Genomic DNA, 12661 nt, shown 5'->3' with positions numbered 1-12661 from the left:
GGGCGCGGTCCGCAACCCAACGAAAGTGCCGGGAGGCGCATCGTTGGCAAGCCGCGGCGCAACTTCCTTGACCGGCGCAACGCGCGAGCGGCAAGACCAAGTCCCTTTAGTTTTGACGGCGATGTAGAGCGGGGCTTCGGTTCACCTACAGCCCGGCTCCGAAGGCGGACGCTCCACCCTCGAAAATGCTTCGTCCGTGCACTATCATTCTGCTCATGTGCAACGCTTACGAACAACACGTCCGCTGGGTCGAATACAGCCAGATGACGCAGGATCTCGAGCTCGGGATTCCGACGCAGCAGACGGAACTGGACCTGCCGCAATCCGATCTGGTGCGGATCAACGACATGGCGCCGGTGATGCGCGCTGCCGGCAACGGGGTCGAGCTGGTGCCGATGAACTTCAGCTTTGCGCCAAATGGCCCCAAAGGCGGCCCCGTCTTCAATTTCCGCTCGGAGGGCCGCTATTTCTCCAAGAGCAACAGATGTCCGATCCCGGCCTCCGGTTTCTTCGAATTCAGCGGCACCAGATACCCAGGACCAAGCATCGATTTACACTGGCGGATCACCCATTCTGGCGATTGCGGGGCTGTGGCGGGAAGCGCAGCGCAATCACCCGGTAAGCTCCACGATGCTGACCACCTCGCCGGGTCCCGACATCGAGCCCCACCATGACCGACAGATGGTCGTGCTGCAGCCGCGGGATTGGGCCGCCTGGCTCTATCTTACTAAGCCGCAGGCCCAGCTGTTGCGGCCATTGTCGGCTGGGTCGCTTGCGGTCGAAACGGTCCGCCCCGGTTCAGACTAGCCCCTCAGGTCAGAGGGGATGATGCCAATCCGAGCAGCCAGACAGCGTCAGGAATTCGGGGGCTGGGAAGACATGTACCGCCCGGACCAACTCTGCGGGGAGCGGCCGCTTGATGTTGTCTTCGACATCGGTCGAGTTCGGACTGCGCGTTCCCTGGGCGATGACGTATCTTTGCCCAATGTTCATCGCCAGCCGCAGGCCGCGATCGCGACCACACCACGCGACGGGGATTTCTGCTTCAACGATAGCGGGCCGCCCGACCCCCGCGATGACCTTGCCCATTTCCGGGTGCCGGTCATGCGAATTGTAGACCGCCTCCCCACCCCAATAGCGGAGAAGATCTCCGATACCGCCCTCGCCCGCGCGAGCTGGGGTGAAGAAACAGAACCACAGCATGCCAGCCCGGTATCGCTCCGCGGCTTGGTTGACTGCCTTTAGGCGCGCGCCATGGTTCGACGAGATCAGTTCGTGCCGGATTTCGGCATCGATCCGACGGACACGAGATCGACGTCGAGGAGCGCCATTCCATTGGCTCTGATGTCTTCGACCTCGTGATCGGCGAGACGCGTGCAATGCCAACCGACGACGCTGTAAGGCTCCAACGCCTCGACCACCGCGTAGACCGCTGCATCGTAACGGTCACTCAACGGACCTTTCTCGCGCGAGCGGAGCGCATCTCGATTGGTGGTAAGCACGTCAAGGAGATCCGAGGGCCACGCCTCGGGACGATCGAGCTCGATTGTTGGGCGTCGAGCGTCACTCATTCCCGTTGGCTTCCCGCGCGGCAGCGGCGGCCATGACCCTGTCCCCCAGATGCCTGGCCATCAGCGCGGCGAGAATGGTCATGGAGCTCAGTCGAGAGACGCGGAAGAATGCATCGCACACTTCGTAGTACACGCTCTCATCCTGCTTGGGATCGGTGCCGCTGATCGCCATAGTCGCCATCTGTGTTGCCGCATCGGTCTCGGTGATCGCCGTAAATAGATGGCGAAAGCTGAGATGGACGAAGTCAGAGGTCTGGCTGTAGAGGGGCTCGATCCAGGGATTCTCCTCCGCGAGCTTCTTTTTGAGGAAAGCGTCGGTGAGGCGCTCGGGCTTGCCGCCGCCGGCAGCGGGACTCGAGACCAGGCGGTCAAAGGTGCGCTCGCCTTTGAAGATGCGCTGAACGTCCGCCTCGACATTCGCCATCATCCTGAGGCCGTTGATGCGCATGGCGGTATCAATTTGCGTGCGCAACAGAATCGTCGCGGAGGGAAAGTTCCTGGTCTCGATCAGCGTCCGGAAGCCGCGGGACTGTGACAGCGTGCGCTGCGTAGCGCCCAGGATGAAGAAATCAACGATGTTGACCGCGCCTTTTGGCAGGATGGCGTGGGCCTTGTCGACGAGCTCGGTCTCAAGTTTCGAGATGGCGCCGAGCCGATGCGTCAGCGTTCCTGGCTGTGGCGTGCTATCCTGCTCAGTCATTGGCGACCTCTCTCGATAGGCGGATTGCGCGGTTGCTAAAGGGCCGATTCGCCAAACGCTGCTTCGGCTTCGCTGAGGCAGCGAGTCCAGAAGACAATCGCTTCGCGGATGGCCGGCATGATCAGGCGACCGTCTGCATCCCGCAACCTGCTGGCGTCCATCGTCGTCACCATCGACACCATGCCGGGCATCGAGGGATCCGCGAGCACGGCCGGGGACTCGAAAGCGTCATTGCGCAGTTCAAGTCCACCTCGAAACTCCTTGAGCAGCGCGTCGCGCTTGGGCTTGATGAAGCTCTGGAAAATTGACGCCTGCTGCCAGTCGGGCCACTTTCCCTTGGCCCACGCTTTCCGGTCGGAAGTGTCGCAGTCGACCTTTTCGAAGACGTGCCCTACCGACCTCAGAAGGGTGATGATAGCGATGTATTGCGACTGGAACACGATGATGGGCTGCATCGTATTGTCCTGCCGTTCGAACCGCGCGACCAGAGTTTTGATGAAATCGAGCTGCGCGCGAGCCACCAACATGGTCATAGCGCCCTGAAGGCGGATTCGATGTCGGCGACTGGCGTGCTGTTGTTGAAGCTATGGAGGACGGCGCCGGTCTGGGTGCGGTCTCTGATCTCGATCTTCTCTGTCTCGTGGTTGTAGGCAAACACATAGGTATTCCCGCCGATCTTGGCCCAGAGCATGTTGGCTGGTGTGCCGGCAAAGCTGCGAATTCGGATGGAATCGGGTTCGCCGCGCCAGATGATTCCGCCGAGGATGGCGAGCGCGACCCCCTTAACCTCACCGACATGGTGGTCCGCGCGGCCCATGACGCCCTCGGCATAGGTATGCAGTTCCTCGACGTCTTTCGCGGTGATGGCCAATTTGTCCTCCGAGGGTTCGATTCGCGTGATCGGTTATCGCCAAGACGCGATGACGAGATGTCGCTACTGGCGGATGAAGCGACCAGGGCGATTGCCCCGGTTGGCACAGATGAAGGTACTGCCGGTGGCTTCGCTGGACAGCATGACTGAGCCGCGCCGGGGCTGAAGCACAGCTGCAACCGCAGTGGTGAAATCAGCCCATGACATCCCACGCGGACGCACGATCACTAGCGACGTCTTGTGGGGCAGGACCTGCGCGTTGAGCCCCAACCTGCGCAACCTCCTCGCGGCGATACGAATGTTGTCGCAGATGACGCGGTTGAATTCTCCGAAGTACCTCATCTCTCACTCTTCCTCTTCGTCATCGGCGGCAAAGGAGATCGAAACGGACGCTAGTCCGTTGCTTGGACTGAAGCCGACAAGCACGCCCTGGCGTGTCAGAGCCTTCCTTATCGCCTTGAGTGTCGCGGGCCGACCTTCCCGTCCTCGCTCCACATTGGAGACCGTCGCCGCGGACACGCCAGCCTCTGTGGCAAGCGCGGCCTGATCGAGCCCGGCCAACATACGGGCCGCGGCATAGGTTCGACCGCGGGCTTCGGCGTTCGTCAGGCTAAGCGGCATCGCTCGTCCCTCCGCCAACTTAGTGTGAATTTACGTTTATCTATATAAATGACAATTTTTGTGATGGCAAGCTTATTTGAAATCGCGTGTCTTCACCTTGGCGGGCTCGACCTTCAAGGTTGGATCAACAAGCTCGGGTGACTTGAAGCCCTTCGGCAAGCTGCGGGGATCTGGGCCGTCGCCGCCTTACTGGGCTGCGGCATCAGTCGCGACGATGTGACCTGGTACAACATCGAAATCAAGCATCGGCGAGATCGAAGCGTCGATGCTCGGTCGGTACACTATTGCCTGGAACCGGCGTTGCGCGAGGGGAGGCGTCGAGCGCTACTGGTCTCGACCGGCGGGATCGCTCCCGCCGCATTCCGGGCGCGCGCCGAGGTTCATCAGGACTTCATGCGCTTGGCGGACCAGTCCAAGATCATCAAGAGCTGCCGCTACTTTGCAAGCGAATGTTCGGCTTATGGGCCGAAGAGCTGCCCGTTCGCAGGGTTCTGTTCGAAGATACGTTTTGACCTGAGCCGGGCTCATGCCGCGACCGCCTGGTCCGGAGTGAAGACGTGAGGCAGATAGTTCATCAGCGTCTGGCCATCGGCACTGCGGCTGAGCTCGATGGTGATCAGCCGGTCGTTCTGGAATGCTGGGCTGAGTTCGAGCGAAAGATAGTCGAACAGGGGCTTTTCGTGCACCGCGATAATGATCTGGCGCTGCAGGTTCGATTTGGCCAGCATTCTGAGCAATGCGGTAAATTGGGCAATATGGACCTCGTCCATGCTCTGCACGGGATCGTCGATCACCAGCCAGGGAAGATCGGGGGAAACCGAAAGATGTAGAGCGAGGAAAAGCGTGAGCGCGGCCGTGTTGAGGTTGCCAGCACTCAGCATCGCGCGGGGATCACCTCCTTTGCCGCCGGAGCGATACCAGGTCTCAAGCACTGCCTCGACCGGGCCGCCATTGGTTTCGGGGACGGCAAAGGCAGGGACAAATGGCTCTTCCGGCGCCAGCCGCACGAAGAGGTCGCGCCACACCCGGTTTAGCGAGCCATTGAAGACTTTCCTGACAATGGCGGTCCGGGCCTCCCCGGCGCGCTTTGCCAGCTCGCGGGCGTCAAGAATCAGGCGGTCCGCGCGCTCTTTCGCGGCATTCAGCCGGCCTAGGCGACCCTGAGCGGCTTCCGTTGCATCAACGACTGGTTGCCTCAAGGCATTGAGGCGCTGTACTTCAAGGGCGTTCCCCGCCATTTCGCGGCGGATCGTCTGGTTCGCGGTATAGATTTCAACGAGCCGTGAGGCCTCGGCGGCAAAACGCGACAGAGCCGCTGCTATGTCTTCGGTGGGGGCCAGAGGCGCCACGCCGAGCTCTGTGCCGAAGCGCTCGACCGACTGCCGCAAGGCCGTACCGCCCTGGTCCTGAACGGCGAGATCCGAAAGCGCGCGGGAAGCAGCAGCGGCCTCACCGATCAGGCGTTGACCTTCCTCCACGTCGCTGGTCATGCCGGCCAGTGACAGGTCCACTTCCTGCAACAGCGCCACCCGGGTCCGAAGTGCGTCTCGATTGGTGGCGTCGAGGCGTCGCCCTCGGACCTCGCCGAGCTCTCTCTCGGCGACAGCGACGGTCGAGAGGGAGGAGGTCCTGTCGCGGCTCAGGGCCTGAAGCTGCCCGGCAGCAGCGGTGAGCTCTGCTATCCGTGCAGAGACATGGGCCTGCAACGGCACCTCTGAGGTCTCTTTGAAATTGCGACCGCAAACCGGGCAGTCGTCGGTATGGATATGCGGCAGCACGCCGCTCAACGCCTGGGCAAGGGCGCCGCCCTCCGATGCGAGGTTCAAGATTTGCTGCTCCAGCGCCTGTACGCGCGCCCGACCGCGTGTGACGGCGCCTTCATGATCGGCTTCCAGCTTGGCGTCGGCCGCGTCCTTGTCGAGCACATCCTGGCAACGCCGCAGCTCTTCCCGCACCGCTTTTGTCGCGGCGGCATGGGCTGGCTGGGGTCCGCCGGCGCTCACCGACGGAAGGTCGGAGAACAAGGGCATGAGTCGTTCGAGCACGGCCTGAAGCGCGGCTCCCTTTGTCGCGGACCATGCCGCGACCGCCCGGCCGGCGTTCTCGCTGCGGGGCTGCGCGGCGGCGCGATCACGAGCTAGGTCTGTGCCGGCGATCTGCTGCCATTGCAAGCTAGCGGCCTCAACCTCGCGGCGCACCGTCGTGAGCCTCAGGAGTTCGCTCTGCTCGGTCTCGCCGGCAGTTGGGCCGGTGACGGGTCGGTCGCCAACTGAGACCAACCGATTCGACAGAGCGTCGTTCTGCTCTTCCAGCTGGCGGATCCTGATATCAGTCTTCTCCAGTTCGGCACCCAGGCGGTCACGTTCGCCCGCGACCTGGGGAATGGTGTCCCTGGTCTCGCCATATCCCGGAACGCCGCTTCGCAGCCGCCGCACGTCACCGGCATCATGCAGCCCATCGATGATGGCATCGAGGTGATCAAGGCCCAGCAGGTCCTTGACGAACTTGGTAAGGGCGGAATCCGAGCGCTTCGCGGAATCCTGATAGAGCTCGAGAAGGCGGCCCAGCGATGACTGCGCGAGGAAGCAGCGTTCGGCATAGAACCGAGCGAGATCCGGTCCGAGCAGCGCCTCGCCCTCTATCGCATTGGCGGTCACCTTGAGGCTGGTCTCATTGCGATCGAGGCCACTCGTCTCAATCTTGAGCTCCGCGGACTTGGCGTCCTTGTGGACGAGGTGGGCTGCGTAGTCGGGATCGACCCGTTGGAGCGACGCGACTTGGCCCGTCAGAGCCAGCTCGATGGCCGACAACAGACTTGTTTTGCCCGCTCCGTTTGCGCCATGGATGAGGACTATGGGAGCATCCAGCGGGACGGTGATGCTCCCCTTGATGCTGCGGAAGTTTGTGAGGGTGATCGAACTCAACTGAGCAGCGCTCATTCCGAAGCTCCCTGTGTTAGCTCTGGCCCAAGATCGATGTCTTCTTCTGGTTCGATTTCGGCCTCGATGGCGGTGTTGAGAAGCTCGTGCAGATGTTGCTGGACGCCGGCTGCGCCTTGGTCTGCGAAGGCGACCAGGCCGACGATATTTTGGTCAAGATCGGCGGATCTGCTGACGATCGAGCCCAGCGATTCCGCCGTGTCGCTGGTCGGTTCAGGCAGCTTGAGCGGCAGCAGGACAGCCAGCCAGTTCTCCAGCAGAGCTGTTGTCGCTCCATGTTCGGTGACACCGACGGGAAGCACACGGCAGACCTTGGTCATGGCATCAAGCGTGGCGGCGGAGGGTTTGGGCCCGACGAGGATCGTGGTCAGGGGACGTTTGGAGCGGGTGACGTCGAGCGCGCGTGCCACCCCTTCCACCTTGCGGAGGATCTTTTGTTCGGTGTCGAACGCCGTGTCAGCGACAAGGATGAGATCGGGCGACGGGCTTTCGCCGACCAGGGCGGCTGGAAGGTCGAAGGTTAGGCCGGCGATCGACAGCGGGACTGACAGCGGGCGGTAACCGGCTTCCGAAAGCAACGCGACGACTCCCTCGACTGGCGTGGCAATGGTCATATCGCTGCCTCCGAACGAAACTGCTGCATGAGATCTGCCGCACTGGTCGCGTGCTGGAGCAGGTCGTAAATGCTGACCTCCCGCAACCCCAGCACGCCCGTCCGGCCGGGTGAGCTTCGGGGCGAGCGGGGCATCGGCGGTGGCTTCTCGGCACTATAGACCAGGACGGCGTCCTCGTTATCATCGATATGGCCATTCTGCTGCAGCCGGATCGCTGACCGGCCATTGGCCGCAAGGACAAGCTTGGTGCTTGCCGACGCAGTCACCACCTTCACTGCACCCGAGGCGGGATCAGCGGGATCACTTTCGGCCAAGGACCAGGTGCCGTCCGCCACGCCAATACCAAGCAAACCGGCAAAGACCGCGATCTCGGGCAATCCGGATGAAGGGAGGGTCTGGTCGGCCGCAATCTGGTGAAGCGGCAAGGGCGTTACAGGATTGTAGCGGCGCGGGGCAACCCCTGCGGCTCCGTCCCGGAACATCGTCATCGTGCGCGAGGTGTGGTCGACGAACTTGCGGACGAACTGTAGTCGATCGCCATTGTCGAGGGTCGCCAGATGGTCCCGCAGTGCTACCACTCCCTGTTGCAGAGCTGCGCGCGCCGCGTGGTCGAGGGTACCCTGGACCGTGTCGACCATGACCTTGATCTTGTCGGCGATGACCGAGAGGACGAGCGCGAGCAAAAGCGGGTTGGCGTAGGCTTTGACGAGCGACTGCTCGTTGATCTGGTCGCGGGTCGCCGCCGTATAGGTCTGCGGATAGACGTTCTTGAGTAGTCCCTCCTGGTCGGCGCCGACCTGTTCTCCCGAGAAGACGAAGCTGGGCCTGTTTCCAGGCCAAGGCCAGCGCATCACCGACTCCGCCTTTGCGAAGAAGGCCTGGATATTGGAGTCCTGGGCCGACAGGCCCATCATGATGGTCGGCTTCGAAACAGCAATATCGAGCAGACGGTTGATCACGGCTTGGTTTTCGGGTGCGGCGGCCCAGCGGTTGATTTGCGAGTAGCGGCCGACAAGAAACGGCCTGTAGGTTCCCTCGTCGGCGACGGCCAACACCGCACAGCCGTGAAATTTGATGATCTGACCGGTTAGCTCCGGCTGACGAAGATCCTCGGCGCGGACGCAGACCACGAGCTTGGGAACGCCTCCTGTCAGTTCGGCAACAGCCTTCTCGACCAGCCCGTCCCAGTTCGCCGTGGCGATGCTGGACGCACTGCCCTCGAGAACTAGAATGCCCATACACAAATGCTCGACGTCGGGTTCGATGGCGGGGTTCGCGAAGGTGGCGGGGACGCCCACGCCGTCCCACAGCAGATAGTCGTCGGCCTTCCCGGCAACGGTGACGTCGAGCAGCCGAGCATAATTGTTGGTCAGCCGCGCGACAATGGCGGCCTGGTCCGGCCAAGCAGCGAAGCCAAGGGTGAGATCGACCCTTGCCCATTCGTCGGCCGACAGCGGGGCGAGGCCGAGGGCACGCTTGAGGGCTACGTTATAGGGGCAGTTGGGGTCGGCCGGATCGATCTGCTGGCGCAGAAACTCCATCACGCGCACGATGATGTGCTTCAGGCCATCCACCCGCCCGAATGAGATGCCCGAACCAAGCCAGAAGGCATACTGGTCCTCGGCGATGCCCGTCGCGACGCTTCGAAAGGGACCATCGAGGATGTCGAGGGTTTGACGAACGGAAATCGTTGAAGCGCTTGGCGCAGCTGGCATACTTTGGCTTTCGACGCACGGATAGATAGTGACCGTAGATGAGCATCGCGCGCGCGGCTAGATAGCGACACCGCCAAGTAGAACGCCATGCTCCGAGAGCAGGCGCTATTTTAGCGTGTCGGCGGCCGGCACGTCTGTATTGATCGTCGCCTGCAGCTTTTCGATGCGCGCAAGGATCTCGTCGAACGAATAAGATCTCTCGTCGAACATCATCGCCTGCATGGCCTGGTAGTCGGCGCGCAGGTCTTTTAGGCGAGACTCGGCCGGCATCAGGCGAAGGGTGCCCGGTCGCGCGGTGTCATAGCTCGCCCAGCTCGATCGAAAGTACACGGCCTTGTGCCTGGCGACCTGCGCCAACATTTTGAAGTCGACCGCCGCCGCCCGCCCCTCGGCCGTGTCGAGAAGCATCGCCACATCATAGTAATGGCGTGAAAAATACTGAGGGGTGGGAGAGTCTTCGGGACGGTGCGCTTCTGAGTGAAGCGCAGTGACCTTCTCCCAGAACGTTCTGCGCGCCGCCAGGACCGTAACGGTGCAATCCGGATTCTCGAAGAAGGTTGGGAAATCGTCCGCTGAATAGGGTCGGATGGTCTTCTGCTCGGTAGGCCAAGGATCGCCGCGCGCACCGAACTCCAGTTTGACGCGCGGGGTGATGTAGGTGACGCCTCGATAGTCCTGACCGGTCAGTGCTGCCGGGTACTGAAAGTTCAGGGTTTGGGGATCGTTGGCGTCGATCTCGAGCGACCAGTTGCCCTTTACCGGCTCGGCAAGTTGGGCGGCGATCGCCTCTCGCAGGGCAGGAAGCATCTTGTTGGCGATGTGCTTTTCGACATCGGTCATGAGCGCATCGATGAGCTTGGCGGACTGCTTCTTGCTGATCCCTTCCCGCTCTGGATCACGATCGCCGTCATAGCCGAGGTCGGCACGGTCGAAGGAGAGGTCAATGTCTTCCGAAAAGCGTCGGATTGCACCATAGGCCTTGGAGAGAGAGGTGCCGCCTTTGAACACCAGAGTGGGCGCACCGCCCTTCTGGAGTTCAAAGAGACGCTTCAAGGTCCAGCAAACCCAGAAGTCCTTCTCGATGATAATGCTGGCGACGCCACGCAAGGCGCCGGACTCGCCGAAGACAGCCGCTCTTTCGGACGCGTCCTGGCGAGCGAAGCTATCCATTGACCGCGTCCGATCTGGTGTCCGCAATGGCGCGCAGCGTAGAGCGCATCCAGGCCGGGGCCTGAACGGCCGTCGAGGCTAGCCTCTTCTTGTCGCTCGGCGACAGCTGGCGCGACGCGACATGAACGATATCGGCCGCCCGTGACGGCCCCAGATGGCGCAGCGCCTGAACAACAGTCCCCGCCGCACTGCCCGGTGCGATGAGATGCTTGGGCGAAGCGTGGCGGAGATCGACGATGCGTTTTCCGAGCACCACCCGACGGGATGGACCATCCGTCAGGTATGAACTGCGGGCCGGAACCTGGGTCGATAGACCGAGGACATTTGCCGCGCGCGAGCCGGCAACCTGCACCTGAGAGCCTGTCTCTCTGGCCAGTGCCTGGGCAACGTCATCGGGGGCCGGAGAAAGCGGGCCAAGCTTTGGATGCACCTTAGGGAAATCGTAGAGGCCGCGTGCGAGGCGTCGCAGCCTGCCAGCCTTGGCGAGGCGCGAGAGCGCCTGATCGATCGAGTCCCGTCCCCCGAGGTCAAGGAAATCGTTGGGCGTGAATACGCTACCGCGCCCGGAGCTGCGGGCTCGCTTTACGATTCTAGATGGGACAGATGAAACAGCGGTCTTCATATGTCAGAAAATAGCCTAGTTTTTTCTGACATACAAGACTGGCGAAAATCACTCATGAGAAGACGGCGAGGCGCTAGGCCACGTTCATTGGAAGGCCCGTTGGGACACGGAGCGGTCACTCCATGCCGGACGTTACTCGAATCCCGTCGGCGGGGTCCTAATCGCGATGTCCGAAATATGTAGCATTTTTCGGACCGCGTTTGCTTCCGTCCCCACTATCAACGTGGCACGATTGTGTGCTGCCTGCGCGGATGCCAAGCGTCGACGACATTCTGGCACTGGCGTGCCAGATAGAGCAGACCCAACAGCGGCGCTTAGGCGCCGGTGCTAGAGCGTTGTCGCTCCCTGCTGGCGGCTGTCTTTCTTGCCACGCGCAACTCGTCGATCGTGGGCTGCCTCCAGATTCCGTGATCAATCTTGGATCCGGGACGCGAGGGCCAAGTTTTCACGAGTTCGGCGAGTGTAGCCGGGCGCCATTGCCCCCAAACGCTGTCGGATGAGATTGGGACATCGCCGTAAGAGGTGCCAATGATATCTGGATCGACCGGCTCGCCATCGCACCCGACGAAAACGACTATGCCATATGTAGACGTCATTACCGGCCGACCAAAGGGCGGCAGGTTCTCCGGATCGAGCGGATAGCGGCGGCGGCGGCGTTCGGTGGCGCGCGCACGTGCAGCCCGTTCTTTTTCCGACCCGCGATTGGCTTCTCGGCGCTTTTTGCGCTCGTCCGGCTCGTTTCGCTTGGCAGCCTCTTCGATGCGACTCCAGTGCCGGCGCAGGGCCTCATATGACCGGTAGGGGACCGTCCACACATGGCGATCGGCATCCCAGGAGGCAAACGGCACCTCGCGCACCTCATCTACTACGGTTCGGGAATAGGGCGTCACCAATTCCAAATGACTTTCAAGGCGCCGAAGATACTTCGAGACGATGGGATCAAAGACAAAGGCGTCGCGGCCTTTCGCGTCGGCGTGCGTTTCCGTTTGAAAACGCTCCCGTTCGAGCCATCGATCGAAACGCCGTGCCGCGGTTTTGCCCGGGACAAACCACGCCTTCAGATCATCGTTCCAGCGAGCCCGCGGAAAGGTCTTTCGAAAACGCTCGACCGTCATGCGGTCATAGGGAAATGCCGCCGTCGCGCCGGGACGATCCTTTCCGTTCGAACTTGTCTTGCTATCGCTCATGGCTGATCAACGCGCCGCAATCGACAATCACTTTGTTCGACAACGTTTCAACCAGATGCTCGGTTCTGGGGAACTTCGATCCGGCGTTGTCGCCGACATCGGGTTTTTTCATGGCGGCTCGGTCGACGCTTGTTTCGGGTAGTCAGTAGGGAGGGTGCCAAGCCAAGGGTCGCCCTGAGGCACACCTAGCTCATCCATGTTGAGCGCCTCGATGACACTCGACCTGATCGTCTGGCAGTATCGAAGAACGCTCTCGTCGGAGATGTCGGTGCGCTCCCGGGTCACCACGTAGCGTGCTCGCACGTAGTCGTTGTTTGCCGATAGTTTGCGGGACTGGGCGAAAATCTGAGCTGGCAGTTTCAATCCCAGCGATTTGGCGCGAACGACCATCTTCTCGAGGTCATGGCCCAAGGAGCGCAGGGCTTCGATGGTTTCCCCAGCGGAACGCATGTAGGTTTTGAGAAAGAGCTCAGCCGCATGGTAGGTCATCAATCGCACGGGCCCTGTGCCTATTTTCGGGTCCCGAAAGGCGAGCTTTGCGGCAGACAGATAGTCATCTGCCAGTAGGAAAATGCCATAGGGAGTGGCTCCGGCCGATTCAGGAATCATCGTCACACGCTTTCTAGCCGGGCCTGCATGAGGCGATGCGCG

The 12661-nt window shown here is 61.7% G+C and carries 14 protein-coding genes and 1 pseudogene; 1 reads left to right on the top strand and 14 read right to left on the bottom strand.

From position 1 onward, the window contains the following. Positions 1-215: 215 nt before the first annotated feature. Positions 216-807, top strand: a pseudogene (locus EOA19_RS21385) (SOS response-associated peptidase family protein). Between the two features lie 9 nt (positions 808-816). Here EOA19_RS21385 and EOA19_RS21380 read toward each other — a convergent pair. The 14 genes from EOA19_RS21380 to EOA19_RS21320 all read right to left on the bottom strand — a co-directional run bounded on the left by EOA19_RS21380 (position 817) and on the right by EOA19_RS21320 (position 12625). Then, entirely contained in the window at positions 817-1203 is a 387-nt protein-coding gene (locus EOA19_RS21380) for a hypothetical protein (RefSeq protein WP_128304748.1), read from the bottom strand. A gap of 65 nt (positions 1204-1268) precedes the next feature. Continuing rightward, positions 1269-1454, bottom strand: coding sequence for a hypothetical protein (locus EOA19_RS21375; RefSeq protein ID WP_128304747.1), 186 nt, complete (start codon positions 1452-1454; stop codon positions 1269-1271). Positions 1455-1563: 109 nt separating this feature from the next. Beyond that, positions 1564-2271: a hypothetical protein gene (locus tag EOA19_RS21370; RefSeq protein WP_128304746.1), complete on the bottom strand. Its 708-nt coding sequence runs from the start codon at positions 2269-2271 to the stop codon at positions 1564-1566. A 35-nt stretch (positions 2272-2306) separates the two neighbouring features. Continuing rightward, a complete protein-coding gene (locus tag EOA19_RS21365; RefSeq protein WP_128304745.1) occupies positions 2307-2798 on the bottom strand; it encodes a hypothetical protein in 492 nt (163 codons plus the stop codon). A 2-nt stretch (positions 2799-2800) separates the two neighbouring features. Beyond that, the gene (locus EOA19_RS21360; RefSeq protein ID WP_206638078.1) at positions 2801-3142 is read right to left on the bottom strand and encodes a hypothetical protein; all 342 of its coding nucleotides are present in this window, start codon (positions 3140-3142) and stop codon (positions 2801-2803) included. 345 nt (positions 3143-3487) lie between these two features. Further along, on the bottom strand, positions 3488-3763 hold the full coding sequence (locus tag EOA19_RS21355) for a helix-turn-helix transcriptional regulator (protein ID WP_128304744.1): 276 nt from the start codon (positions 3761-3763) through the stop codon (positions 3488-3490). A gap of 524 nt (positions 3764-4287) precedes the next feature. After that, the gene (locus tag EOA19_RS21350) at positions 4288-6702 is read right to left on the bottom strand and encodes an AAA family ATPase (RefSeq protein WP_128304743.1); all 2415 of its coding nucleotides are present in this window, start codon (positions 6700-6702) and stop codon (positions 4288-4290) included. Then, positions 6699-7316 (bottom strand): hypothetical protein, encoded by a 618-nt coding sequence (locus tag EOA19_RS21345; RefSeq protein ID WP_128304742.1) that lies wholly within the window; start codon positions 7314-7316, stop codon positions 6699-6701. Before EOA19_RS21345 ends, EOA19_RS21350 begins: the two co-directional genes overlap by 4 nt. Continuing rightward, complete coding sequence (locus EOA19_RS21340; protein ID WP_128304741.1) at positions 7313-9031, bottom strand: SIR2 family protein; 1719 nt, start codon at positions 9029-9031, stop codon at positions 7313-7315. Before EOA19_RS21340 ends, EOA19_RS21345 begins: the two co-directional genes overlap by 4 nt. A 105-nt stretch (positions 9032-9136) precedes the next feature. Next, complete coding sequence (locus EOA19_RS21335; RefSeq protein ID WP_128304740.1) at positions 9137-10201, bottom strand: nucleotidyl transferase AbiEii/AbiGii toxin family protein; 1065 nt, start codon at positions 10199-10201, stop codon at positions 9137-9139. Beyond that, positions 10194-10823 carry a DUF6088 family protein gene (locus EOA19_RS21330; protein ID WP_128304739.1) on the bottom strand — a complete coding sequence of 210 codons (630 nt, stop codon included), beginning with the start codon at positions 10821-10823 and terminating at the stop codon, positions 10194-10196. The genes EOA19_RS21335 and EOA19_RS21330 overlap by 8 nt, the downstream gene beginning before the upstream one ends. A gap of 314 nt (positions 10824-11137) precedes the next feature. After that, positions 11138-12010: a hypothetical protein gene (locus EOA19_RS21325; RefSeq protein WP_128304738.1), complete on the bottom strand. Its 873-nt coding sequence runs from the start codon at positions 12008-12010 to the stop codon at positions 11138-11140. Further along, positions 12000-12122, bottom strand: a complete 123-nt coding sequence (locus EOA19_RS36430; RefSeq protein WP_281040485.1) for a hypothetical protein — start codon at positions 12120-12122, stop codon at positions 12000-12002. The genes EOA19_RS21325 and EOA19_RS36430 overlap by 11 nt, the downstream gene beginning before the upstream one ends. Next, complete coding sequence (locus EOA19_RS21320; protein WP_128304737.1) at positions 12119-12625, bottom strand: hypothetical protein; 507 nt, start codon at positions 12623-12625, stop codon at positions 12119-12121. The genes EOA19_RS36430 and EOA19_RS21320 overlap by 4 nt, the downstream gene beginning before the upstream one ends. Positions 12626-12661 lie beyond the last annotated feature (36 nt).

It is taken from the genome of Mesorhizobium sp. M7A.F.Ca.US.010.02.1.1, from assembly GCF_004023085.1.
In the GTDB taxonomy this organism is placed as follows: Bacteria; Pseudomonadota; Alphaproteobacteria; order Rhizobiales; family Rhizobiaceae; genus Mesorhizobium.
The sequence above is the reverse complement of the archived record's forward strand: the minus strand, read 5'-3'. Positions and strand labels throughout refer to the sequence as shown.

What these genes read in the sequence shown, in the direction of transcription:
- EOA19_RS21380 (WP_128304748.1), bottom strand. Translation starts at nt 1,203, where the DNA reads ATGCTGTGGTTCTGTTTCTTCACCCCAGCTCGCGCGGGCGAGGGCGGT.
- EOA19_RS21370 (WP_128304746.1), bottom strand. Translation starts at nt 2,271, where the DNA reads ATGACTGAGCAGGATAGCACGCCACAGCCAGGAACGCTGACGCATCGG.
- EOA19_RS21365 (WP_128304745.1), bottom strand. Translation starts at nt 2,798, where the DNA reads ATGTTGGTGGCTCGCGCGCAGCTCGATTTCATCAAAACTCTGGTCGCG.
- EOA19_RS21355 (WP_128304744.1), bottom strand. Translation starts at nt 3,763, where the DNA reads ATGCCGCTTAGCCTGACGAACGCCGAAGCCCGCGGTCGAACCTATGCC.
- EOA19_RS21350 (WP_128304743.1), bottom strand. Translation starts at nt 6,702, where the DNA reads ATGAGCGCTGCTCAGTTGAGTTCGATCACCCTCACAAACTTCCGCAGC.
- EOA19_RS21345 (WP_128304742.1), bottom strand. Translation starts at nt 7,316, where the DNA reads ATGACCATTGCCACGCCAGTCGAGGGAGTCGTCGCGTTGCTTTCGGAA.
- EOA19_RS21340 (WP_128304741.1), bottom strand. Translation starts at nt 9,031, where the DNA reads ATGCCAGCTGCGCCAAGCGCTTCAACGATTTCCGTTCGTCAAACCCTC.
- EOA19_RS21335 (WP_128304740.1), bottom strand. Translation starts at nt 10,201, where the DNA reads ATGGATAGCTTCGCTCGCCAGGACGCGTCCGAAAGAGCGGCTGTCTTC.
- EOA19_RS21330 (WP_128304739.1), bottom strand. Translation starts at nt 10,823, where the DNA reads ATGAAGACCGCTGTTTCATCTGTCCCATCTAGAATCGTAAAGCGAGCC.
- EOA19_RS21325 (WP_128304738.1), bottom strand. Translation starts at nt 12,010, where the DNA reads ATGAGCGATAGCAAGACAAGTTCGAACGGAAAGGATCGTCCCGGCGCG.
- EOA19_RS36430 (WP_281040485.1), bottom strand. Translation starts at nt 12,122, where the DNA reads ATGAAAAAACCCGATGTCGGCGACAACGCCGGATCGAAGTTCCCCAGA.